This window comes from Acinetobacter sp. Root1280 (assembly GCF_001425285.1).
GTDB classification, from domain to species: domain Bacteria; phylum Pseudomonadota; class Gammaproteobacteria; order Pseudomonadales; family Moraxellaceae; genus Acinetobacter; species Acinetobacter guillouiae.
In genome coordinates, this window is record NZ_LMED01000023.1 from 268767 (window position 1) to 292636 (window position 23870).

Consider the following 23870-nt stretch of genomic DNA (forward strand, 5'->3'; position numbering starts at 1 on the left):
TCAATTACATCAACACTGATTCATTTCGCGTTGATGATTGCAACCCATTTATTGATTTCCAATTTGATCCAAAGCCAAATTTAATTCAAGTACATTGACTCTGGCTTGCCCTAAAATTCCAAATGTCGGTTGTATGCTATTGTCTTGCAGCAACCTTAGCACATCCTGTTCTGGCAAATGTCTTGCTTTGGCAATGCGTTTTACTTGAATCATTGCAGATTGCACACTGATTTCAGGATCAATTCCGCTGCCTGAAGCCGTAACCAAATCTGCAGGAATCGCGCTTTTTTCAACGTGATCCTGTATCACAATTTTGTTTAAACGTTCCTCTACTGCTTTGTGTAAATCAGGATTGGTTCGTGCCATATTACTTCCTGCCATGGCCATTGGATCATAATTGGCAGCAGAAGGTCGTGGATGAAAATATTGTGCTTGTACAAAAGGCTGTGCAACCAGTTTAGAACCGACAACTCGGTCATTTTCAACAATCAAACTGCCATTGGCTTGTTCATCAAAAAGAACTTGTCCCAACCCTGTTGCCGTAGCACTGTAGACAAAACCACATAAACCCAACGCGACAATGGTTAATCCAAACGATGCTCGTGTTAATCCAGCGAATGATGACTCAAGCAATCGATTATTTTCAGTATTCATTTTTATCATCCTCAAAGTTTCTAAAGCGCCAATAGGGGGCTGATCATCAGATCAATCAGCTTGATCGCAATAAACGGCAACACCACACCACCTACACCGTAGATCAGCATATTTCGACGTAATAATTGCGTTGATGTTGAAGGCTTAAACTTCACTCCACGTAAAGCAATTGGAATCAATAATGGAATAATGATGGCATTGAAAATCAGTGCTGAGAGAATTGCACTTTCTGAACTTCCCAAGCGCATCACATTTAAAACTTGCATTTGAGGAATGGCTGCGACAAATAAAGCCGGTAAAATTGCAAAGTATTTGGAAACGTCATTGGCCAATGAAAAGGTGGTCAATGCACCACGCGTAATCAACTGCTGTTTACCAATCTCAACAACCGACAATAATTTGGTTGGATCCGAATCCAAGTCCACCATATTGCCCGCTTCTTTTGCCGCTTGGGTCCCTGAGTTCATCGCCAAACCAATATCTGCTTGTGCCAAAGCAGGTGCATCATTGGTACCATCGCCAACCATAGCGACCAAATGACCTTTATTCTGTTCATGACGAATACAATTTAACTTATCTTCAGGTTTCGCTTCAGCGATGTAGTCATCGACACCTGCTTCCGCTGCAATGGCAGCAGCAGTCAGCGGGTTATCCCCTGTGACCATGACAGTTTTTATACCCATTTCACGTAAGCGAGCAAATTTTTCCTTGATGCCTTGTTTAATCACATCTGAAAGTTCAATCACCCCCAGAATATTTTGATCTTTTGCCACCACTAACGGCGTTGCACCTTTTGATGCAACCTGTTCTACCCGCGTTTTAAGCTCACTATGATGTTCAATATTCTGTGAAGCAAATTTAATAATCGCATCTACTGCCCCTTTACGGATTTGCTGTCCATTTGATAAATTTATACCAGAGATCCGAGTTGCGGCATTAAAGGCAATAAACTCGACCTGTTCAGGTTCAACAATATGCTCCCCTTGCTCTTTTGCCAAAACCACAATGGATTTACCCTCTGGTGTTGGGTCTGCAAGTGAGGTCAATATCGCAGCTTGACGAAGTTCTGATTCAGTCACTCCAGTCAGTGGGAAAAATGCTGTTGCCTGACGGTCACCATAGGTGATGGTTCCTGTTTTATCGAGTAACAATACATCTACATCACCCGCCACTTCGACAGCTTTACCCGATTTGGCAATCACATTGGCTTTTAACGCCCGATTCATCCCCGCAATACCGATTGCAGGCAACAAGCCACCAATGGTGGTTGGAATTAAACACACCAACAAAGCCACCAAGAGAATCGGGTTAATTTCAATTTTTAAGAAATGCCCAATAAAAGGTAAACTCACCACCACTGCGATAAAGGTCACAGTCATCACAGTCAGTAAAATACCCAGAGCGATCTCGTTTGGTGTTTTCTGACGATTGGAACCCTCAACCAAAGCAATCATTCGGTCAAGAAAGCTATTACCCGCTTCAGCCGTCACTTGCACCACGATACGATCGGTTAAAACTTTAGTTCCCCCAATCACACCCGATTTATCGGTACCTGCTTCACGTAAAACGGGTGCTGACTCACCTGTTACCGCAGCTTCATTAATAGTCGCAAAACCATGAACAATTTCACCATCCGCAGGCACCAGTTCCCCAGCACGGACTTCAATCAGATCATTCATTTTTAATAAGGTTGCAGCGACTTGTACGCCCTCTCGATCATCCTTAGAACTGAGTCGACGTGCGGTTAAGTTTTGACGCGCTTGTCTTAAGGAGGAGGCTTGACCTCGACCTTTGGCTTCGGCAATCGCTTCAGCATAATTGGCAAATAATACGGTGATAAATAAAATCAACGTCACCACTAAACCAAATACAGTATCAGCTTGACCCGTTAAAGTACTGACCAGTGTGATGAGGGTGCCTAGCCATACAATCGCCATCACTGGATTTTTAATTGCATGTTGTGGCAACAATTTAATCAAGGCATTTTTCCAAGCTTCACCTTGAAATAAAGTTGATGATTTATTTTGCGTAGATTGTTTTGAATGATTCATTTTATTCACCCTAGCCTTGTACCAATAACAGCTGATCAGCGATCGGTCCTAAAACAAGGACTGGCATAAATTGTAATAAGGTCAACATCACCACAATAGCAATCAGAGTGAAAGCAAAGGTTGGCGTTTCCACTTTTAAACTACCACTACTTTCAGGGGCTTGACGCTTTGCAGCTAAACGAGCAGCAATCATTAAAGGAATGATCAATGTTGGAAAACGTCCAAGTAGTAAAGCGATGACACAGCTCACGTTCCACCACACGGTATTGTCCGCTAAACCTTCAAAACCAGAACCATTATTGGCAAAGGCCGAAACATACTCATACAACACTTGTGAAATGGCATGATATTGCGGATTGCTATTGCCTGTAAGTTCAGGGAAAAACAAAGCAACTGAGCTTAAACCGAGAATCGTAATCGGCTGAATCAAAATCACCACAGCAAGTAATTTGATTTCCCCTGCTTCAATTTTGCGGCCAAATAATTCAGGTGTACGACCTGTCATCAAACCTGCAATAAATACAGCCAAAAACAGATAGATCATAAATTGCTGTAAGCCACAGCCGATCCCGCCCCAAATCGCATTAATCAGCATATTCGCCAGCGCCACTAAACCTGTTAATGGTGATGCAGAGTCATGCATCATATTGACGGAACCATTGTTGACCTGTGTGGTTATGGCGGCCCACAATGCGGAAGATGCTTCACCAAAACGCACTTCCTTTCCTTCCATGGCATAAATTTGCATCGCGGAAGATGATAGGCTTTCAGACCAAATCGCCGCTGTAGCTGAAACAACCGACATCAGCAACATTGAGCCAAAAACAAAGCCAGCAAATTTTGCGCGTTTGGTTAAAAAACCCAACATAAAAATCACTGCGACAGGGATAAGTAGAATCGCGATCATTTCTAAGAAATTTGAAAATGGGGTTGGATTTTCCAATGGCGCACTACTGTTAGGTCCATACCAACCACCACCATTACTACCCAATTGCTTAATCGCAACCATGGGTGCAACAGGCCCAAGTGGAATTTTTTGAGTTTTCAATTCAGTGGTTTGGTCAATGACTTGAACTTCTGGGCCACCTTGAAAGGTTGATGGTACACCTTGGCTATTGAGTAATAATGACCAAATCATGCATAACGGAATTAAAAAACGAAAGGTTGGACGGATCACGTCGGCCCAATAATTACCCACATTGATTTTTTCAACTTTATTTTGAAAGCTTAGGTTTTGATCTGCTTCTGACAAAGCATTCGATTGCGGATAAAACAAGGCACGTACGGTTGCCACCACTATTGCCAAACCCATCATTGGCGTAATGATTTGCAATCCAACAATTCCAACCATCTGTGATAAATATGACAGTTGCGCCTGACCTGAATAGTGCTGTTGGTTGGTATTGGTCAGAAATGAAATCATGGTATGCAGGGCTAAATCCCATGACATATTCGGCGCATTGTTTGGATTGAGTGGCAAGCTTGCTTGACACATAAACAACACCCAAGTCACCAATCCAATGACGATACAGCTCGCCACAAAGCTAAGTGAATAGGTCTTCGCATTCATCCCTTGATCAGGATGTGTACCCAAAACACGATAAATTGGTTTTTCAATCCAGTTAAAAACGCGATCAACTTTCATCGCTTTGTTTTGCATGATACAGGCAAGATATTTCCCTAAAGGAAAAGCCAGAAGTACCACAATCGCCAAGACTAAAATAAATTCTAGCATGACATTTCCCCCCAACTTGATTGGCTCAAATTAAAAATGTCGATATTGCAATGATTTATATGTTTTTGAAGTACGCATAATTTTGGATGCTGTACTTGTTGATGCGCTATATATTTAGCACTCATCTTTTTCATCCTAAACGCTGGGATATTCCACAACTCAGTATCCGCAAATACCCCGTAAACTCTCTATTTACAGTCAGATCAGCTGCGTAAAAATTTCGTAAAATTTTGTCTTTTTTGATTTATAAACAGCGTTAAATACATTACAAAGGTTCAAATTTTAGAACGCTTGTTTATTTTATTTATGGAAAATTTTGAACTACTTAAAGCATTGTTTTTGGGGTTAATCGAAGGCTTAACTGAATTTTTACCTATCTCAAGTACAGGACATCTGATCTTATTTGGTCATCTTATTGATTTTCACTCAGATTCTGGACGCGTATTTGAAGTGGTGATCCAATTGGGCGCAATTTTGGCCGTATGTTGGCTGTATCGACAAAAAATCATCGAACTAATTCGCGGCTTTTTTTCTGGCGATGTTGCAGCCAGACGTTTTGCGATTAATGTCTTAGTTGCTTTTATTCCTGCTGTAGTGATTGGTGTCTTAGCAGTAGATTTTATTAAACAAGTGCTGTTTAGTCCTTTGGTTGTGGCTTTTGCTTTAATTATCGGGGGCTTTATTATTTTTGCTGTAGAAGCCAGAAAGTTTGAACCTAAAACCATTGAAGCCACAGACATTACCTTAAAACAAGCAATTCTGGTTGGATTTGCCCAATGTCTTGCCATGATTCCGGGAACATCACGTTCAGGCGCCACCATTATTGGTGGGATGTTGTCTGGTTTATCACGTAAAGCGGCAACCGAATTTTCTTTTTTCCTTGCAATGCCAACCATGTTAGGTGCTGCAACCTATGATTTAATTCGAAATGCAGATGTTTTAACCTCAGATAACCTGATTAATATTTCAGTGGGGTTTGTTGCTGCATTTATTGCTGCGCTTTTGGTGGTAAAAGCTTTGGTCAAATTTGTTGAAAAACATACATTGAGAGTGTTTGCTTGGTACCGTGTGGTATTGGGTATTATTTTATTGTTTGTGTTTTTATAATCATGTGAATTAATAGCAGATAAGTTTAAGTCTGCTCATGTTATTTTTTATCGTATTGACCCACTTACCTTGTGGGTCTTTTTTTGCTTAGATGCTTATATTTAGCTGTGATGGTTATTTAACAGACTTCTTTTATCAATCATTTTTAAAAGCATAAATCAACATAAAAGCGCCCTCATCCTAGCCTTCTCCCAGCGGGAGAAGGAACTTTCAATACCGATATGATTCACTCCACATGATCATTTTTTGATTGATGAAAAATCTTTAAGAGTAAATATTAAAAGACTGAAAAACTAAGACTAAAATCCTCATACTGTCTATATAGACAAATTATCAACTTAGATAAAACCACTCAATTGTTTATATATTTCATCAAGCCTTTGACGATCTAATGCTCAAGTATTTTCATCTTCAGCAAGATCTTCAAATTGTATTTCATCATTGATGCCTACTTGATAACCAAAATCATTTTGGCTATTAAAACCATATTGGCTTTCATTGTCATATGAGTTGCTATAACTGTTTTGTTGATCAAATTTTGCAAGGGAGGCTTTAATATTTGAACGTGGATGGCGTGTAGGCAGAACAGTAGAAATTGAATGTTTATAGATAATTTGCATTTGCCCTACACTGTTTCTCAATAACACAACGTATGAATCAAAAGATTCAATATGCCCCTGTAATTTAATCCCATTGGTCAGAAAAATAAAAACTGGAATATGTTTTTTTCGGAGAGAATTTAACAATGGATCTTGTAAAGTTTGAATTTTAGACATATTAATCTCCCAAAACTTTTAAATACTAAAAAATATCGTTCTTAAATAAAATTTATAATTAGACGCATCCTGCGAATTTTACTTTCCTGATCAAAATAGACGAATAAACTATGTCATCTATCCCCTAATCTTTGAATTTCAACGTAAATATTTATATAGTTTACTTACTAGGTGTAGCAGGCATCATCATTTTTGAATGATCCATCTTCATCATCACATGCGCCATATCGACCCCGCTCGATTGCGCGTTTTGCGCCATATCTGATGAATGTACATGCTGTCGTTCTGCATGATCATTATTGGGCTTTTTGGCTTCATTCTGTGCATTACAAGGCTTTAGAGAACATTGCATTTGCATTTTTACTGCTGCTTGAGGATCCGTTTTATTCGGTATTTTAGAAGCATCTGCCCAAGATTGAGTTGCAATCATTAGCGTACCCATACAAAACACTTTTATTAAACTTCGATGTAAAATCACTCGCATTTGTACCTCTCCAAGCTTGAGATTCTTACTCGTACAATAAAGCGCCCTATTGAACATTAAGATGACTTGAAAGTGACATTTATGTAATCTATACCTTTCTTTAGTTTTTATCACGCTATTATATTTTTAAAGAGTATTCTAGGAATCAAACATGAGAATATTATTAGTTGAAGATGAGCAAAAAACTGGGGACTACCTTAAACAAGGTTTATCTGAAGCGGGTTATATTACTGACTGGGTTACAGATGGACTCACAGGTAAACAATATGCGCTTTCTGAAGATTACGATGTCATCATATTAGATGTGATGCTACCTGGTGTAGATGGCTGGCATATTATAGAAGCTGTCCGTAAAAATGGAAAAACCATGCCCATTTTATTCTTGACAGCGCGAGATCAAATTGAAGACCGCGTAAAAGGCTTAGAGTTGGGTGCGGATGATTATCTGGTAAAGCCTTTCGCTTTTGCTGAACTTCTCGCGAGAATAAAAAGTTTACTGCGTCGAGGACAACAAAGAGAAGACAGTAACTTAATTAGTATTGCCAATCTAGAACTTGATATCAGAAAACGACGTGTAACGCGTGAAGGACAACGTATCGACCTGACTGCGAAAGAGTTTGCGTTGATGGAATTATTTATGCGTAGACGTGGAGAAATTTTGCCTAGAGCACTGATTGCCTCTCAAGTCTGGGATATGAACTTTGACAGTGACACTAATGTTGTCGAAGTTGCGATTAAACGTTTAAGAAATAAAATTGACAGTAACTTCACCCCTAAACTGATTCAGAATATTCGAGGTATGGGGTATGTGCTTGAGGTAGAAGATGAGGCGTAAGCTGTTCAATGCGATCAGTTTTCGAATCGCCATTATTTTTTCCCTCTCCACTGTAACGATTTTAATTATCATGGGCTTCGTGATACACCTCGGAGTCACACAACACTTTGAAAGTGAAGATCGGGTATTACTCGAAGGAAAAATTCAGCTTATACAAAATCTATTAAAACAACATCCAACCAACTCGAAAGAACTCAATGTAGCATTAAAAGATTCTCTCATTGGACATGATAATCTGATTGTGCAAGTTGAACGGCCTGTGAATCAAATTGTATTTAATTCCGCACAAATGGCGATCGCACCACAAGTCATTGCGAATCCAGATCTGGATCAATGGATTAGATGGGAAGTCCAAGATAAAAATTATCGTGGACTGGTCTATCAAAATATTTTTGAAGACGATGAAGATGCACAATCTACCCAAATTATTGTTGCAATTGATACTTCAGAACACATGCTTTTTTTAAATGAATTTAAACATCAGCTATTTTATATTTGTTTAATTGCCGCACTGTGTTTAATGTTTTTAGGATGGTTTGCTGTTTGGCGTGGATTGCGCCCGATCAAAAAAATAGCCAAAGTTGCAGAAAGCATTTCTGCTCAGAATTTGTCTGAACGTTTAGAAGTCGAGAATACCCCAACAGAACTAAAATCATTAACCATCGCATTTAATGAAATGCTGGATCGTTTAGAATCGGCTTTAGAAAAACTTTCCGACTTTTCATCGGATCTTGCGCATGAAATTCGTACCCCGATCAACAATCTAATGACGCAAACACAAGTATGTTTATCCCGCAGTCGAGATATCGATGCCTATAAAGAAGTCTTATTTTCAAATTTAGAAGAATTTGAACATCTGGCAAGAATCGTTTCAGATATGTTGTTTTTGGCAAAAGCAGAAAATGGCCTTAACCTTAAAAACCTACAAACCATTTATCTATATGAAGAATTCAACACTTTATTTGAGTTTTATGATGCTTTAGCAGCAGAAAAAAATATGATGTTTCACCTCTTTGGTAGCGGAAAGGTCAATGCAAATATTGCGATGTTGCGCCGTGCGCTGAGTAATTTAATCTCCAACGCAATTAAATATGGTAAGCCGAACTCTGTCATTCAGATTAAATGTCAACAAACAGAAAATCACACCAGTTTTTCAATTGAAAATGAAGGTCCTACATTATCCCCTGAACAACTGTCTAGATTATTTGACCGTTTCTATCGAACAGATGCCTCTAGACAACGAGTTGAAGATGGTACAGGTTTAGGTCTTGCGATCACCAAGTCTATATTGACGCTACATGGTGCAACTATCCAAGCAGAATCACGAGATGGTTTAGTGATCTTCACCATTATTTTTAAAAATGAATATCTACCAACATGATATGCCTAGCAAAAGTACCATAAATAAAAATCACATCTTTCAAGCAGCTGGTAAAAACACAGCTGCAAAAAGTTGAACAAGATCCAATATTAAAAATCTTAATTTTTTTCCGACTAATACATATTCAATTTATTCTAAAAATCTTTTAACATCATCAATTGTTTAGATTACCTAAATAACAAAAGTGTAATTTTAAAGTCATTCTAATGTATATCATCCTCTTCAATAATTAAGGTCTACACACAACAGTAAAAGGAATATTCAATGAAATCCTCTCCAAATAACATGACCAAACTACGTAATGCTCTCTTCACTGCAGTGATGCTCATTACTGCGACCAATGCTATGGCTCATGTTGATTTAAGCAGCAGTACACCTGCAATGAATGCATCCATTACAACTGCACCTAAAAGTTTAGTGCTTAATTTTAGTGGAGAAGTGATGTTAATGAATATTAAGTTACTGGATGCACAACGAACTAATATTCCACTTAACTATAAAGTGAATCATGATCTAAAAAAAACATTTACTGTTCCAGTTCCCATGCTTAAAAAAGGCAAATATTTCGTTGTTTGGACAACAATGGGCAAGGATGGGCATAACATGAACAATGAATATAGTTTCACAATTAAATAAAAACTAAAGAAATTGAATATTGATGAACAACATTTCATGAAGTGACTGAACTGTTGTTAGGGTGTGTTGACATTTCATCAATGGCCTATGCGGTCTTAAACAAAGGCGAATTGTCAACAGACTCCAATAAAGGAAAAGCGATAATGTCCGAATTCTGGATCTGGTCAACTTGGCTAATAAAAGTTAGCTTATATTTAAGTACTGCTTTTATGATTGGTGGTGCTTTTTGTTATTTTTTACTCTGGCGTTATACCAGCATCAAACCTATACTGCTTAAATATATAAGCTTAGGTGCAGCGTTAGGTCTGCTTGCAAGTACTTTAGGCTTTTTTATTTTGGTTGGTAGCTTTGCCAACACTGGTCTTTCCGGCATTTTTGATCAAACCTATATCAATATCCTTTTAAATACAGACACTGGGCAAATACACATTGTCAGAATCATCAGTTTTGCCTTGATTTTGCTTATTTTAACGATCAAATTGGTTAAACAAACCACCCATATTGCCACTTTAGAAAAAATATTATTTAGCATATCACTTGTCCCGATTCTTTATAGCTTTTCTCAAATAGGGCATGTCACCAACTTACCAATTTTTGCCCAGATTCTACTCGGCATTCATGTTTTTTTCATGTCGTTATGGATGGGCTCACTCTATCCATTATGGAAAATGAGCCATAAAATCAGTGGGCGATCGTTAAGAAAACTCATGGAAGCATTTGGGCGAATTGCAGCCTTTGTTGTCGGAATCTTAATTCTCTGTGGTATCACCATTGCACTGTTATTATTTAAAGATTTAAATACTTTAATCTATACCTCATACGGTCATGGCTTTACTCTCAAACTCGCATTAGTGGGGAGTATTTTATTACTTGCCGCTTTCAATAAATGGTTTCTTACCCCACGACTTGAAGAACCCTTATTTGCTCAATATCTGGGTTATGCGATTTTATTTGAAATGTATCTGGGTTTATTGATTCTACTCACTACCAGCTACATCACAACAGTGGTTGGGATTGATTAAAAATATGGATATGAATAAACATCTAGAGTATAGCTTTAGATGATTTTTCAAATGAGATGAAACCTTATAAGTCATTGAATTCAGAACATTATCTTGCGCTATAAACAAAACAATGTATTGTTCTTTCCCAGATAAAAAATGATCATGTTGAATAAATTATCTGGGTATTGAAAGTCCCTTCTCCCTCTGGGAGAAGGCTAGGATGAGGGCGCTTTTATGTTGATTGATGCTTTTAAAAATGATTGATAAAAGAAGCCTTATATATCAGCAATAATGAACTAGGATTAAAATAAAGGAGATCCGCAAACCATAAGTCAAAAAATATTTTATTGGTCTATGTTCACAAACTAAATTTTTATTTGCAACAATGGCTTATAAAAACTGGAATTGTTTTACTTGACCTTACCATTATGTCAAAGTTTAGGATTTAGATCATGGAATAAGACTTATAGGTATGACTTATGGAAAATAGATCTCATGATCGTGTTTCTGATTTGAAAAGCAGTTTACAAATCAAAGGTATGAGCTGTGCAAGTTGTGTCAGTCGAATAGAAACAGCACTTAAAAAAGTCGATGGCGTAACCCAAGCATCTGTGAATTTAGCCACTGAACGTGCAGAAATTACATCTTACACTCCCATTGACCGAGAGGCATTGATCAAAGCTGTTGAACATGCTGGATATGAAGTTGCTGATGCAGCCACTGAGTTGTCTATTGATGGAATGACCTGTGCCTCATGTGTCAGTCGTGTTGAAAAAGCGCTAAAAGCCGTTCCCGGTGTCAAAGAGGCTAATGTAAATCTTGCAACTGAACGTGCAACAATCACGGGCACTGCCAATGTTGCAGCTTTAATCGCAGCGATTGATAAGGCGGGTTATGATGCCAAAGAAATTCAAACCGCTATCCCAGATCAAACAGAACACTTAGAGAAAAAAGATCAAGAACGCGCTGAACTAAAACGAGACCTTATACTTGCCACTATTTTTGCATTACCTGTTTTTATTTTAGAAATGGGTTCGCACCTTATTCCGGGCATGCACCATCTGATTGCTCAGACCATCGGGATACAAAATAGCTGGTATTTACAGTTTATTCTAACCACACTGGTTTTGGTGATTCCCGGACGAAGATTCTATATACACGGATTACCGGCTTTATTGCGTTTAGCCCCAGATATGAACTCGCTGGTTGCTGTAGGTACCTTGGCAGCATATCTATTTTCCATTGTCGCGACATTTATACCCCGTATCTTACCGGCTGGAACGGTTAATGTTTATTATGAAGCCGCTGCGGTTATCGTTGCCTTAATTTTACTCGGTCGTTTTCTTGAAGCAAAAGCCAAAGGACGTACTTCTGAAGCCATTCAACGTTTAGTTAGTTTACAAGCTAAAGTGGCACATGTTTCTCGTGATAATCAAATTGTAGATATTCCAATCGACCAAGTTGTGGTGGGTGACTTTATTATTGTCAAACCGGGTGAACGTGTTCCTGTTGATGGAAAAGTCGTTGAAGGCAAAAGCTTTGTAGATGAGTCAATGATTACCGGTGAACCGATCCCTGTCGAGAAAAAAATAGACAGTGAAGTGGTCGGTGGCACTATCAATCAAAATGGAACATTAAGCTTTAAAGCTGTCGCTGTAGGCGGCGAAACTATGCTTGCACAAATCATTCGTTTGGTTGAGCAGGCACAAGGTTCAAAAATGCCGATTCAAGCTGTAGTTGATAAAATCACCTTATGGTTTGTACCAGCTGTAATGGCTGCCGCTGTACTGACATTCTTAATCTGGCTTATTTTCGGTCCTTCCCCTGCTTTAACTTTCGCTTTGGTCAATGCCGTTGCTGTACTGATTATTGCCTGTCCTTGTGCAATGGGATTGGCAACGCCAACCTCGATTATGGTCGGGACAGGTCGTGGTGCTGAACTCGGCGTATTGTTCCGTAAAGGCGAAGCATTACAATTACTTAAAGATGCCAAAGTTGTTGCTGTAGATAAAACAGGGACATTAACCGAAGGCCATCCTGTACTTACAGATTTTGAAGTCACTGAATTTTTTCAACGTGATCATGTCTTAAGCATGGTGGCAGCCGTTGAATCTCGTTCTGAGCATCCGATTGCCAAAGCCATCGTAGATGCTGCAATCAAAGAAAATCTGACCTTACCCAAAGTGAATCAATTTGATTCTGTGACAGGTATGGGGGTCTATGCAAATATAGATGAAAATGGAGACATTCATATTGGTGCAGATCGCTATATGCTACAACTTAATATTGATATTTCACCTTTTACAAGTACAGCACAACGTTTAGGTGACGAAGGTAAATCACCACTTTATGTAGCAATCAATGGCAAGTTGGCAGGGATAATTGCAGTTGCGGATCCGATTAAATCAACCACGCCAAGTGCAATTAAAGCCTTACATCAACTCGGTCTTAAAGTTGCGATGGTGACTGGTGATAATGCCCGAACTGCACAAGCGATTGCTCGCCAGTTAGGGATTGACGAAGTGATTGCGGAAGTTCTACCTGAAGGAAAAGTAACAGCGGTACAAAGCCTTAAAGCAAAATATGGCAATATTGCATTTGTCGGTGATGGGATCAATGATGCACCCGCTTTGGCTGAAGCCGATGTTGGTCTTGCGATTGGTACAGGTACGGATGTTGCGATTGAGTCGGCAGATGTTGTATTAATGTCAGGTAACTTGCAAGGTGTTGCCAACGCCATTGCATTATCTAAAGCCACTATCGGCAATATTCATCAGAATTTATTCTGGGCATTTGCTTACAATACCATGCTGATTCCAGTTGCCGCTGGGCTACTCTATCCTGCTTATGGAATCCTGCTTTCGCCAATATTTGCAGCAGGTGCAATGGCTTTATCCAGTGTATTCGTGTTGGCCAATGCCTTACGTTTACGTCGTTTTCAACCCGTTTCTACTTTCGAGTAGAAGCTTGTAGAGAGAATCACAATGAATATTGGAAAACTATCTCAAACTGTTGGAATATCTGCCAAAATGATTCGTTATTATGAACAGATTGGTCTGATTCCAGCCGTGGGTCGAAGTAATGCTGGGTATCGCTCCTATTCTGACCAAGATGCTGAACGGCTAAAGTTTATTCGAAGTTCAAGATCGCTTGGATTTTCAGTTGCAGAGATCGCGGATCTTTTAGATTTGTGGAACAATAAAAATCGACACAGTGCAGATGTAAAGCAACTCGCACTCTCGCATATCGAAAAATTGGAAATCCGTATTACGGAATTACAAAAGATGACCAATACTTTGCAAAATTTAATCAATTGTTGTGCTGGTGATCATCGACCGAATTGTCCGATTCTTGAGGGATTGCAAAAACAAGATATTGAACTTCAAGAAAGCTACCATCAAAATGATTCTCTCTCTGTTTCACCACTTGCACAGCAAAAAGCTAAATAGGATTTAAAATCCTTCCCCTTGAGAAGTTAATACTTCTCACCTTTGTCAAAGGAGGGGGTACTGCCCTGTATTACAGTGAATAGTTTTAATTCATTTGCTTAGGTGATGCATACCCCTTGCTCTACCACATTCTTGTGCTACAAACAAAGCAATGCTTTGTTTTTGCTCAGATGAAAAGAGACTTGCACTGCCACACCTTACTGTGAAAAATTTATATCTAAGTTGCGTAGGCGATACCTTACTTTTGAAAGATCAAAAGTAACAAAAATCTTTCGTCTGGCGAGGGGTACATCCTATACCCCCGCCAAACGGCGACATCCTTGTCGCCATACGATAGCCACACCCTATAGGATTCATTGGTTAAAAAAACGGAAGCGGCTTAATTTATATTCAGTTTATTATTCGGTAATGCCTCATCTTGCACTGCCACACCTTACTGTGAAAAAATTATATTTAACTTGCGTAGACGATACCTTACTTTTGGAAGATCAAAAGTAACAAAAATCTTTCGTCTGGCGAGGGGTACATCCTATACCCCCGCCAAACGGCGACATCCTTGTCGCCATGCGGTAGCTACACCATGTAGGTTTCAATGATTTAAAAAGTCAAAAGTGGTTTGATTAAAGTGAGTGAATATTACTCTAGAGTTAGCGCTGCCTAAACTTAAAATGAAAAGTTTGATTTATATTCGACTAATTATAGTGCAAGGTATAATTAACCAATGTGGTCAGCTTTTGCGTATCTACAGCGCCTTTCTTGGAAAAATACTGCATGGTGTAATACAGTGTTGCTGCATCAAAATTTGATTTGACTGTACTTTTTGCCTGTGTTGCCCAAGGTTCAGAAAAATCAACTTTGTTGTTTTGATCTGTTAACACTTTAAGAAACACAGGAGATGTAGCTGAAGCGTCTAAGGCTTTGTTCACCAATAAAGTCTTATCCATTGCATCCAAGTCAACTGCAACATTTGGGCTAAGATGTACCCCTTTAAAAGCTTTTGTTGTGGCTACATCACAGACTGGACTACCCGCAGTATCGGTTAAGAAAAAGGTAATGCCCGTTGATGTATAGATTTGACTTGGTAGTAATGTCTTTAACCTAACACTTAAATCTCTAGCATCATTTTTTCCAAGCGTACCCAGTTCTAAGGTACACGTTTCATCAACGATGCTGCCACTGATTTTGATTGTCCCATCTACAGCATACACACTCGTGCATATTAAACTTGAAGCTTGGGCAATGAGTGCGGATAAAGTTAGCATTTTCATAGAGTAACCCACATAGACGTTTAACCAGCAACACAATGTAACGATCATGTTGCTTAGATTACGGGGCAAGGCAACAATCATATAAATGAACACATCTCAATATATGTGAACCTCATTGATGTTTATTTTAAACTTGCTGCTGACTTTGAATTTGCCAGTCATTTAAAATAAAAAATATCCTGACAAAAATATGCCAATGTCACAATATGTGTTGATTGAGTTTTTTTCACAACAATGCTTTCCTTATGGTTCATTTATTTAAAATTCAAAAATTTAAAAAAATGAAATCGCAAAAACATGACAAAATTGTAATTTTTAAAGATCTCTTTCATAAATCAAAAAATGATCATGTTAAGTGAATCATATTGGTATTGAAAGTTCCTTCTCCCGCTGGGGGAAGGCTAGGATGAGGGGCTTTTATATTGAATTTTGGGTTAGCACTGCCCAGCTTAAATTGCAAAGTTTTAATTCATTTGTGTAGGCGAGCCTTACTTTTGAAAGATCAAAAGTAACAAAAATCTTTTGCTATGCGAGGGGTACGTCCTATACCCCCGCCCAGCGGCGACATCCTTGTCGCCTTGCGATAGCTACACCGTGTAGAATTCAATGATGAAGAGCGGTTTAATTTCTGCTTAGTTGATTTATATCACTCCGCTAATTCGGTTTCATTCGATTTTAAACCCATAAAAAAACTGCAATCGCGTAACGATTGCAGTTCCATTTTTTAAACAGTTCTAGCTTATTTCAGACTATAGGCAATCACATAGTCACCATGATCAGGAGATTGTCGAGCACCACCCGCAGTGACCATCACATATTGCTTACCTGTTTTAGGTGAAACATAGCTGATCGGTGTTCCTTGGCTACCGACAGGTAAGCGTGATTTCCACAACTCTTTACCTGAAGATGAATCCAAGGCACGTAAGTAGTAATCTTGCGTTGCTGCAAAGAACACTAAACCACCTTGTGTTGCCATTGGTCCACCAATGGTAGGCATACCAATCGGTGCTTTTAATCCCATTTTTACCCCCATAGGTCCAGTGTCTTCGACTGTTCCCATCGGTACTTGCCAAGCGATCTGACGTGTTTTCATATCAATCGCAGTCATGGTGCCATAAGGCGGTTTTTGACATGGAATATTCAACTTCGACCAGAAGCGATCTTTATTGACTTTATAGGGTGTACCTTTCATCGGTACAGCGCCCATACCTGTATTGACCTTTTCACCACCATTTGCCTGAATTGCCAAATCTTCAGGTGTTTGTTCAATCAATTGAATCCATAAACCTAAACGCATGTCGTTGACAAACATATATTGATGGCTTGGATCAAAGGCTATACTGCCCCAGTTCATACCACCCAAAGAGCCTGGAAAACTTAAAGATTTATCTTTACCCGGTGCAGTATATAAGCCTTCATAACGCATAGATTTAAAGCCGATACGACACATAAGCTGGTCAAACGGTGTTGCGCCCCACATATCCGATTCAGTCAAAGTTTGATTACCAATTTGTGGCATTTCAACGGAACGTGGTTGAGTTGGGCTATATTGTTCACCAGGGATATCCGCAGCTTTCACTGGTTGTTCAATCACTTTGGTTAATGGTTTGCCTGTTAAGCGATCCAATACAAAGAATTGTCCCGATTTGGTTCCAATCACCACAGCAGGTTGATTCTTACCATCTTGCATTGGGAAATCGACCAAGCTTGGTTGCATCGGTAAATCAAAATCCCATAAGTCATTATGGACAGTTTGATAGACCCATTTTTCTTTACCTGTTGTTGCATCTAAAGCCAATATGGATGAATTGTATTTATGATCCAAAGGTTGACGGTTGCCTCCCCAAACATCCACAGATGAGCTACCCATTGGTAAAAATACCGTGTTCATTTTTGGGTCATATGACATTGCAGCCCAAGAGTTTGCTGAACTGCGTTTATAAGTTTCGCCTTCTTTTAACACATAGTTTGGATCAGGATTACGTGGATCAAATGCCCAGCGCAATTGACCTGTGATCACATCATAAGCACGAATCACCCCACCCGGCATATCTGCGGCAAGGTTATCTGCAATACGACTACCCACCACAATCACTGTGCCCGCAATAGTCGGTGCAGAAGTCACTTCAAAACGTGGTGCGGTGGTTCCCTCACCCAAGCCTTTGAGTAAGTCAACCGTTCCATCAACACCGAAATCTTTACAACGCTCGCCCGTGTCAGCATTGACCGCAATTAAACGGCCATCTGGTGTGTTGGTATAAACACGGCGTAGACAAGCGGTATTATTAGCAACAGCTTGAACAGGTGTTGCACCTGCCAAAGTCGGTTGGGTCAATGCTTGGGTTGAATCGAAGTAAGCCACACCACGACAACGTTCCCATGCATCCGATTTAGAGTTTACTTCGGCTTTCCAAAGCTGTTTACCTGAGTCAGCCTCTAAAGCAAAAATATTGTTATGTGGTGTACATAAGAAAATCTTGTTGCCCACCTGTAAAGGGGTCATTTGATCTTCTGCACCATTGCCTGAACCCGTGGTGAAATCACCTGTACGAAAACGCCATGCTTCTTTGAGTTGATGGACATTATCACGGGTAATTTGATCAAGTGCAGCAAAGCGACTGCCGCCTGCATCCTGACCATAATTCTGCCAATTGCTTTGTTTCATGTCCGCTTGAACAGGAACCAATGGCAATGCCTGACCAGTTGCGGCAACCGTTGGATGTGGTTGGAACATTTGATAAAGTCCAATCAGCATGCCTAAAACCGTGAGTGCACCTAAGCCAAAAGCTGGCAAGCTCGCACTCGGTTGAAACTGGTAACGACGAATCGCGGGCAAAGTAAACATCAATGCAGCAAATAAACCTGCTGGAAACATCAGTCTTGAAAATAAAGGCCAAAATTCCCAACCTGCATCTAGCAATGACCAGATGATGGTGCCCACAAAAACCAAACTAAATAACCAGACACCGAGCGTTTTTTTCTTAAATATAAATATCGCTGATGCCAGTGTGAATACACCAGAAATCACGAAATAGCATGATCCTCCAAGTGTTACCAGCTTAGCACCACCAACGGTAAAGAATAGCCCTGTCACAAGTAAAGCCAAAGCTAATATAAAACACCATATTTTTAATACGGTATGTGTCCTTGTAGACTCAGTCATAGGTCATACTCCTAGATTAGAAATTCACACGCATACTCAAACCAGCAACCCATGCATCATCCACTTCTTTTACACCCGCAGGCTGATGGATATATTGTAGGTTGGGTCGTAGCATGACCGCAGGTGACCATTGATAGGTATAGTTCAATTCAACATTGAGCTCATCACGTTGCACAGGCACATAATCTGTTGCAAACCTATCGTACTGGTCATAGCCACGGCTGTTGTTGGTTGCAATTTGGCGATCTTTATAACGATCATTGACCATGTAATTTGCAATACCAAATCCGATTGAATCATTTGGGCGACTGCCAAAAGGCCCTTTGTACCAGAAAGCAAGTTGTTGGGTACTTTGTACTGCCGTGGTGGCTTTATCATTGACCACAGCATTAAAGCTTATGAACAAACCACGTTTAGGATCTTGGCCTTTTTGGCTCAGTTGTTGTTGTGCATTGAGCCAAAAACTATGTTTGCTATCATGCACCTTGCCTGCAATCGCAATATCATTGGCTTCTGCTGTCGAGTACAGCGCGCCGACTTTATACTCGCCTGCTAAACCATCAAATGCTGCTAGTTTTGGACGCCATGCCAGCTCTACTGGAATAGTGGCACCTTTAACATTTCGCATATCCAAGTTAAAACCATCGTTTTTACCAGTTTTAATGTTGTCAGGATTGACTTCATAAACACCGACACCCAGTGTCCACTCAGGTGCAAATTGGTACTTCACATTGGTTCCCCATAAACCTACGGGTAAGTTGTACCAAATTGAACCAATGGATTTACCCAGTTGTCCGCCACAAAGTAATAAGTTTTGGAATTCACATTGTGAACCATTAAAGTCATCCGACATGCCCATACGCCCAATCTTGAATTGAACTGTATTGTCAGCAAAGCCCTTTTTGACCCATGCTTGGGTCAGGCGCCAGATTTTGCCTCGTCCATAAATTTCTTGTGAATTGCCCAAAGCACTGGAACGTGGGTCTTTAATGCTTTCTAAAGTTAAAGCATTACCATCACGCTTGGTGATTAAGATATTAGCTGTAGTGTCTTTCCAGCCCGCGATTTTATTTAAATCAAAGTTTGCACCCAATGCCAGTTGCGCTGCATTTTCAAAGCTGTTGTTGTCGTGATAGCCACCGTCTAAATTGGTTGCAGCTTGGCTCATGATAGATGCAGTAAATTTATAGCCGTCTTTTTCCAGTTGTTGGCGTTGCCCATTCCAATCGCCCAATAACCATTGACGATCTTGTGACCAAGCTTGCTCAGCAAAACTACTCTGAGCCATACACACTGCAACTGCCAAACAACCCAGTTTGATCGATAATCCATTTGAACTCATATTAAGCATCCTTACTTTTATTTAAGTTTTACCGCTGAGCTAAGTTCAGATGTTGCACCTAGACGATCTGTGATATTTGCCGTAACAGATGCAACTTTCATTGTCGGTTTCCAAGTCATGCTTGCTGTGCCTTGGGCATTGGTTGCAACAGTGCTTGAGCCTAAATAAAACTCGGCTTCATTTGCGCTTGCTTGTGAGTTTCCAAAAAATTCAACTTGATAACGTTGATTCGGTTGTCCTTTTACTTCTACCGTAATTTGACCTTTTGCTAAGGTCAATTTAGGTGCTTGAATATTTTGATTTGGTTGTGGATTACAGCCTTGTTCATTGGGTTGCTGGCAGGTCTTTTGTAAGTTTGCTGGAACAATTTTTACACCATGACCACGTGAACCGACAAAGTGCGCATGTTCTAATCCCGGAATATCAAAAATGATTGCACCTAAACGTTGATTGGGCACACAGCTTCCACCCGCTTCACAGCGTTTGATGTCTTTGCCATTATTCCAAATTTGATTTTTGGTTAATGTGATACGCGCATTAGCATCTTTTTCTGAACGAATCGCAACACCGACTCGATTGCCATGGACTTTATTGCTGTCAAAAATATTGCCATCACCGGTGAGGTTAAAGCCGTTGGAGTTATTAGTGAGTTCGTTATAGGCAATATAATTGCGTTTGCCCCAGTTGATCTGTAAACCATCTGAATAGTTTTCAAACTTGTTGCCAATCACGGCATTGTCATTGCCCCATAGAATTTCAATGCCTTGTGATGGCTCTGGGTTTGCAGCAGTTGAAATAAAGTGGTTATTGGCAACCAAGTTAAATGCAGCACCACGGGTTAACTCAAGTCCATCACCATTGTCTTGGAAATAGTTATTTAGCACTTTGTTGTTATTGGTGGTGGTCGCAGTCGGATTCCCTTTGCCATCATCCCCTGTCAACATCACCCCTGCACCGCCATAGTTGTGCATAATACGGTTATTTTGGATCAGGTTATTGCTGGCACGGTTCATCAAGATCCCAATACAAAAACGACGAATCTCTAGCCCTTGAATACTGACCCCGTTGATGTCACGTAACACAATACCCGGTAAAGTTGTGGTACGAACATTGGTTCCGAACTGCCCTTCAACCGCACCCGGGCAAGCTTCAACCCCTGTACCTTTAATATAGTTTGAGCCATCAATCGCGATAAACTCACCTGTTTTTGCCCACTGCGTACCGATGATTTTTACGGGCGCTTTAATTTCTGGCAGTGGGCTGTTGACCTTAATGGCATAAGGCGCTTGCCCAACCGCTTGAATCAGAATCTCACTGGCTTCACTCGGCTTGCTATTGGCTTGCTCAATCGCCCAACGCAATGAACCTTTTTCATGATCATCTTGATAACGATCCACCACATAGCTTTCCGCCATTGCCAAACCAGAAACCGCTAAGCCAAGTGCCAACGTTGTTAAACGTAATGAAATCATTTTCATGTCTAAAAATTCCTTTTAATTTATGGTGTAGGTTGAACGGTTTTTAATAACTGTTTCAATTGAGTCACATCAATTTGGCCGGGCGCAGAAGCTTCACCAATCATGCCAAAACTAAAGCTGCCGCCCATATTGGCTGTGGCAATTCGAGAAATAGTCCCGAGTTTACCCATCGACATGGTGAGTAATGGTTTTTTAGATTGTTGGCTGACTTTTAAGGTCGCATTCATCAAAGTAAACACATCTTGTTTGCTTTGTGGCATCACTGCGATTTTAAGAATATCTGCGCCAAGCTGATCTTGTTTAAGCAAGCGTTGAACGATTTCTGCTTCATCAGGGGTCTTTTTAAAATCGTGATTGGACATCACAATCAATACTTTTTTCTCATGTGCCAATTTAACGGTGTTTTTCACCACTTGCTGATCTCGGAACATTTCAACATCCAACATATCCATAAAGGGTTGGCGTAAATAAGCTTGATAGATTTTGTCATAATCTGCATCGCTGATGGTCAGTTGCCCGCCTTCGTTATGGGTACGAATGGTGGCGATCATCGGTTTAGCCCCTAAAATCTGTTTAAGCTCATGTCCTAAAGCAATCACTTGCTTAGTGTCACTGGCAAAGTTGAGTAGATCTATGCGGAACTCTGCCAAATCAGCATCTGGATTGCTGGCAATGATTTTTGCCTGTGCTAAGGCTTGTTCTTTGGTTTTTGCTGTAATCGGGACGATGGTTTTTACTGGGAGTTTTGCCAGTTCTGCAAGTTCAACTGGGCTTGGTGAAATAGGTTGCGCCTGTGTCATTTGAAGGGGCAATATGGGGCTAAGTGCAAGCATCAATGCTGCAAGTTTTTGTAGTTTCATTTTCATCTTCCTGAATAAATTATCCGTTTGTATATCGCGTTTTCGCTTGATTGCGATTTCATTTAAGTGCTTTTCGTCTATCTAAATCCCTCCTAATCCCTCCCTTGCGGAACTTCAATCGTTCCTCACCCTTTTTAAAAGGGAGGGGTATCGCGAATCTCAAGACTTGAATCACTTCGTATCATGTTCACCTTTTAAAAAAGGAGGCATGTCACAAATCTCAAGGCTTCAATAAGTTCGTGACAAGCCCCCTTTAAAAAGAGATTTAGGCGATTCCTAGATATCAAAAAATACAGTTTCGTCTTCACCTTGAATTCGAATATCAAAGCGATACACGATTTCACCGTCTACTTCACTGCGTTTTGCAATCAGGGTTTGGCGGCGGACTGCCCACTCAATACTGTTGAGTACCGGATCATTGGCGTTTGCTTCAACTTCATCGTCAAAATAAATACGGGTATGCAAACCAATGTTGATTCCACGAGCAAATAGTGCGACTGCAATATGTGGTGCTTGGGTTGAGCCTTTACGTCCTGCTACAGCCCCCGGTTTAATGGTGTCAAAACTCCAAAAACCAGTTTCAAAATTTGCGCCTGTACGCCCCCAACCCTGAAAATGAGCATCGGCTGTTTTGCCTTGGGTATCGGCCTGACTTGGATAAACCCCATTAGCATCGGCTTGCCAGATTTCCAGCAATACATCTCTTAATGGTAAACCCAGTCCATCAAACACTTGACCTTCGATGCGGATACGTTGGCCTTGAGTGTGTTGTTTCACCAATTGGTTATCGAAGCTATGTTCAAATACTTCAATATTGGCTTGTTGTGGCAATAAACCGATATGTACATAAGGACCACCTGTTTGTGATGGGGTTTCCTTAATTTCCTGAAAATTCCATGCATTCATTGTGTGAGTTCCTTAAGTCAAATCATCTTCAAAATAAGTCGCACGACGACCACGCAGATGAATATCAAAGCGGTAACAACGACTATCTGATTCTATGAAATTGTTTTTATCTTCTAATGCGATCAAGGCACGACGCTGATCTTCAGATGGAATGGTTTTTAAAATCGGGCAAGTATCTATCAGGGTATCGCCCTCAAAATAGAACTGCGAAATCAAACGTTGTGCCCAACCATCTGCAATCAATGAAAAATGGATATGCGCTGGACGCCATTCATTGATTCGGTTACGCCACGGATATGGTCCCGGTTTAATGGTACGGAAAATATAAAAACCATTTTCATCGGTTAAGGTACGACCACAGCCACCAAAGTTAGGATCCATTGCGCCAATAAATTTGTCATTTGGATGGCGATAACGACCCGATGCGTTGGCTTGCCAAACTTCCAATAAGGCGTTTTTCACAGGGCGACCAAACTGGTCACGCACATAACCGTGCACAATAATTCGCTCACCGACTGGGAGCCCTTCTTTGGCATAGTTCAAAATCAAATCATTGTCTTTTGCACCAAAAATTTCAGGTGAAAAATGCGGTGAAGTGACTTCAGTTAATGTTTCATTAATCGAGATCAATGCATTTTTGGGCGAGCGTAATACACTGGTTTTATAGCCTGGTGTATATGCTGGCGGGTGATCTTCTGTATTCCGTTGCGGATATGCACCCAATGTATGACTTAACATGCC

19 protein-coding genes are annotated in these 23870 nt (G+C 40.2%); 7 read left to right on the forward strand and 12 right to left on the reverse strand.

Annotated features, from left to right (window positions below):
• Positions 1 to 48 precede the first annotated feature (48 nt).
• Genes kdpC through kdpA form a run of 3 tightly spaced genes read right to left on the reverse strand, consistent with a single transcriptional unit; the run spans position 49 to position 4440 of the window.
• On the reverse strand, positions 49 to 654 hold the full coding sequence (kdpC, locus tag ASC84_RS15240) for a potassium-transporting ATPase subunit KdpC (protein ID WP_056516238.1): 606 nt from the start codon (positions 652 to 654) through the stop codon (positions 49 to 51).
• A 20-nt stretch (positions 655 to 674) separates the two neighbouring features.
• Positions 675 to 2705 carry a potassium-transporting ATPase subunit KdpB gene (kdpB, locus tag ASC84_RS15245; RefSeq protein WP_056516242.1) on the reverse strand — a complete coding sequence of 677 codons (2031 nt, stop codon included), beginning with the start codon at positions 2703 to 2705 and terminating at the stop codon, positions 675 to 677.
• A 10-nt stretch (positions 2706 to 2715) separates the two neighbouring features.
• The gene (gene kdpA / locus ASC84_RS15250) at positions 2716 to 4440 is read right to left on the reverse strand and encodes a potassium-transporting ATPase subunit KdpA (protein WP_056516244.1); all 1725 of its coding nucleotides are present in this window, start codon (positions 4438 to 4440) and stop codon (positions 2716 to 2718) included.
• A 306-nt stretch (positions 4441 to 4746) separates the two neighbouring features.
• On the opposite strand from kdpA, the gene ASC84_RS15255 reads away from it, so the two are divergent.
• Positions 4747 to 5547, forward strand: coding sequence for an undecaprenyl-diphosphate phosphatase (locus ASC84_RS15255; protein ID WP_056516247.1), 801 nt, complete (start codon positions 4747 to 4749; stop codon positions 5545 to 5547).
• A 395-nt stretch (positions 5548 to 5942) separates the two neighbouring features.
• Here ASC84_RS15255 and hfq read toward each other — a convergent pair whose 3' ends face one another.
• Positions 5943 to 6323 carry an RNA chaperone Hfq gene (gene hfq / locus ASC84_RS15260; protein ID WP_056516250.1) on the reverse strand — a complete coding sequence of 127 codons (381 nt, stop codon included), beginning with the start codon at positions 6321 to 6323 and terminating at the stop codon, positions 5943 to 5945.
• A gap of 160 nt (positions 6324 to 6483) precedes the next feature.
• Complete coding sequence (locus ASC84_RS15265) at positions 6484 to 6765, reverse strand: hypothetical protein (RefSeq protein WP_227515163.1); 282 nt, start codon at positions 6763 to 6765, stop codon at positions 6484 to 6486.
• A 193-nt stretch (positions 6766 to 6958) separates the two neighbouring features.
• Here ASC84_RS15265 and ASC84_RS15270 point away from each other — a divergent pair, with 193 nt between their 5' ends.
• The 6 genes from ASC84_RS15270 (at position 6959) to cueR (ending at position 14112) form a co-directional block, all read left to right on the forward strand.
• A complete protein-coding gene (locus tag ASC84_RS15270; protein WP_004722117.1) occupies positions 6959 to 7642 on the forward strand; it encodes a heavy metal response regulator transcription factor in 684 nt (227 codons plus the stop codon).
• Positions 7632 to 9023 carry a heavy metal sensor histidine kinase gene (locus tag ASC84_RS15275; protein ID WP_056516254.1) on the forward strand — a complete coding sequence of 464 codons (1392 nt, stop codon included), beginning with the start codon at positions 7632 to 7634 and terminating at the stop codon, positions 9021 to 9023. The genes ASC84_RS15270 and ASC84_RS15275 overlap by 11 nt, the downstream gene beginning before the upstream one ends.
• A gap of 264 nt (positions 9024 to 9287) precedes the next feature.
• Entirely contained in the window at positions 9288 to 9659 is a 372-nt protein-coding gene (locus ASC84_RS15280; RefSeq protein WP_056516259.1) for a copper resistance CopC family protein, read from the forward strand.
• 140 nt (positions 9660 to 9799) lie between these two features.
• Entirely contained in the window at positions 9800 to 10681 is an 882-nt protein-coding gene (locus ASC84_RS15285) for a copper resistance D family protein (protein ID WP_056516479.1), read from the forward strand.
• A gap of 461 nt (positions 10682 to 11142) precedes the next feature.
• A complete protein-coding gene (locus ASC84_RS15290; RefSeq protein WP_056516263.1) occupies positions 11143 to 13626 on the forward strand; it encodes a heavy metal translocating P-type ATPase in 2484 nt (827 codons plus the stop codon).
• A 21-nt stretch (positions 13627 to 13647) separates the two neighbouring features.
• Entirely contained in the window at positions 13648 to 14112 is a 465-nt protein-coding gene (gene cueR / locus ASC84_RS15295) for a Cu(I)-responsive transcriptional regulator (RefSeq protein WP_004722127.1), read from the forward strand.
• Positions 14113 to 14804: 692 nt separating this feature from the next.
• Here the strand turns inward: cueR and ASC84_RS15300 are convergent.
• The 7 genes from ASC84_RS15300 to pcaH all read right to left on the reverse strand — a co-directional run bounded on the left by ASC84_RS15300 (position 14805) and on the right by pcaH (position 23867).
• A complete protein-coding gene (locus tag ASC84_RS15300; protein ID WP_056516266.1) occupies positions 14805 to 15380 on the reverse strand; it encodes a fimbrial protein in 576 nt (191 codons plus the stop codon).
• Between the two features lie 739 nt (positions 15381 to 16119).
• On the reverse strand, positions 16120 to 18543 hold the full coding sequence (locus ASC84_RS15305; protein WP_056516268.1) for a glucose/quinate/shikimate family membrane-bound PQQ-dependent dehydrogenase: 2424 nt from the start codon (positions 18541 to 18543) through the stop codon (positions 16120 to 16122).
• A gap of 16 nt (positions 18544 to 18559) precedes the next feature.
• Positions 18560 to 19885: a carbohydrate porin gene (locus ASC84_RS15310; RefSeq protein WP_056516271.1), complete on the reverse strand. Its 1326-nt coding sequence runs from the start codon at positions 19883 to 19885 to the stop codon at positions 18560 to 18562.
• Positions 19886 to 19902: 17 nt separating this feature from the next.
• Positions 19903 to 21357, reverse strand: coding sequence for a right-handed parallel beta-helix repeat-containing protein (locus ASC84_RS15315; protein WP_171252549.1), 1455 nt, complete (start codon positions 21355 to 21357; stop codon positions 19903 to 19905).
• A gap of 26 nt (positions 21358 to 21383) precedes the next feature.
• Positions 21384 to 22223: a type I 3-dehydroquinate dehydratase gene (aroD, locus tag ASC84_RS15320; protein ID WP_056516277.1), complete on the reverse strand. Its 840-nt coding sequence runs from the start codon at positions 22221 to 22223 to the stop codon at positions 21384 to 21386.
• Between the two features lie 276 nt (positions 22224 to 22499).
• Positions 22500 to 23129, reverse strand: a complete 630-nt coding sequence (gene pcaG / locus ASC84_RS15325) for a protocatechuate 3,4-dioxygenase subunit alpha (protein ID WP_034617756.1) — start codon at positions 23127 to 23129, stop codon at positions 22500 to 22502.
• Between the two features lie 12 nt (positions 23130 to 23141).
• A complete protein-coding gene (pcaH, locus tag ASC84_RS15330) occupies positions 23142 to 23867 on the reverse strand; it encodes a protocatechuate 3,4-dioxygenase subunit beta (protein ID WP_056516279.1) in 726 nt (241 codons plus the stop codon).
• Positions 23868 to 23870 lie beyond the last annotated feature (3 nt).

Bases quoted from the DNA above. Each gene is read 5' to 3' on its own strand.
- kdpC (WP_056516238.1), bottom strand. From the start codon at position 654: ATGAATACTGAAAATAATCGATTGCTTGAGTCATCATTCGCTGGATTA.
- kdpB (WP_056516242.1), bottom strand. From the start codon at position 2,705: ATGAATCATTCAAAACAATCTACGCAAAATAAATCATCAACTTTATTT.
- kdpA (WP_056516244.1), bottom strand. From the start codon at position 4,440: ATGCTAGAATTTATTTTAGTCTTGGCGATTGTGGTACTTCTGGCTTTT.
- ASC84_RS15255 (WP_056516247.1), top strand. From the start codon at position 4,747: ATGGAAAATTTTGAACTACTTAAAGCATTGTTTTTGGGGTTAATCGAA.
- hfq (WP_056516250.1), bottom strand. From the start codon at position 6,323: ATGTCTAAAATTCAAACTTTACAAGATCCATTGTTAAATTCTCTCCGA.
- ASC84_RS15265 (WP_227515163.1), bottom strand. From the start codon at position 6,765: ATGGGTACGCTAATGATTGCAACTCAATCTTGGGCAGATGCTTCTAAA.
- ASC84_RS15270 (WP_004722117.1), top strand. From the start codon at position 6,959: ATGAGAATATTATTAGTTGAAGATGAGCAAAAAACTGGGGACTACCTT.
- ASC84_RS15275 (WP_056516254.1), top strand. From the start codon at position 7,632: ATGAGGCGTAAGCTGTTCAATGCGATCAGTTTTCGAATCGCCATTATT.
- ASC84_RS15280 (WP_056516259.1), top strand. From the start codon at position 9,288: ATGAAATCCTCTCCAAATAACATGACCAAACTACGTAATGCTCTCTTC.
- ASC84_RS15290 (WP_056516263.1), top strand. From the start codon at position 11,143: ATGGAAAATAGATCTCATGATCGTGTTTCTGATTTGAAAAGCAGTTTA.
- cueR (WP_004722127.1), top strand. From the start codon at position 13,648: ATGAATATTGGAAAACTATCTCAAACTGTTGGAATATCTGCCAAAATG.
- ASC84_RS15300 (WP_056516266.1), bottom strand. From the start codon at position 15,380: ATGAAAATGCTAACTTTATCCGCACTCATTGCCCAAGCTTCAAGTTTA.
- ASC84_RS15305 (WP_056516268.1), bottom strand. From the start codon at position 18,543: ATGACTGAGTCTACAAGGACACATACCGTATTAAAAATATGGTGTTTT.
- ASC84_RS15310 (WP_056516271.1), bottom strand. From the start codon at position 19,885: ATGAGTTCAAATGGATTATCGATCAAACTGGGTTGTTTGGCAGTTGCA.
- ASC84_RS15315 (WP_171252549.1), bottom strand. From the start codon at position 21,357: ATGATTTCATTACGTTTAACAACGTTGGCACTTGGCTTAGCGGTTTCT.
- aroD (WP_056516277.1), bottom strand. From the start codon at position 22,223: ATGAAACTACAAAAACTTGCAGCATTGATGCTTGCACTTAGCCCCATA.
- pcaG (WP_034617756.1), bottom strand. From the start codon at position 23,129: ATGAATGCATGGAATTTTCAGGAAATTAAGGAAACCCCATCACAAACA.
- pcaH (WP_056516279.1), bottom strand. From the start codon at position 23,867: ATGTTAAGTCATACATTGGGTGCATATCCGCAACGGAATACAGAAGAT.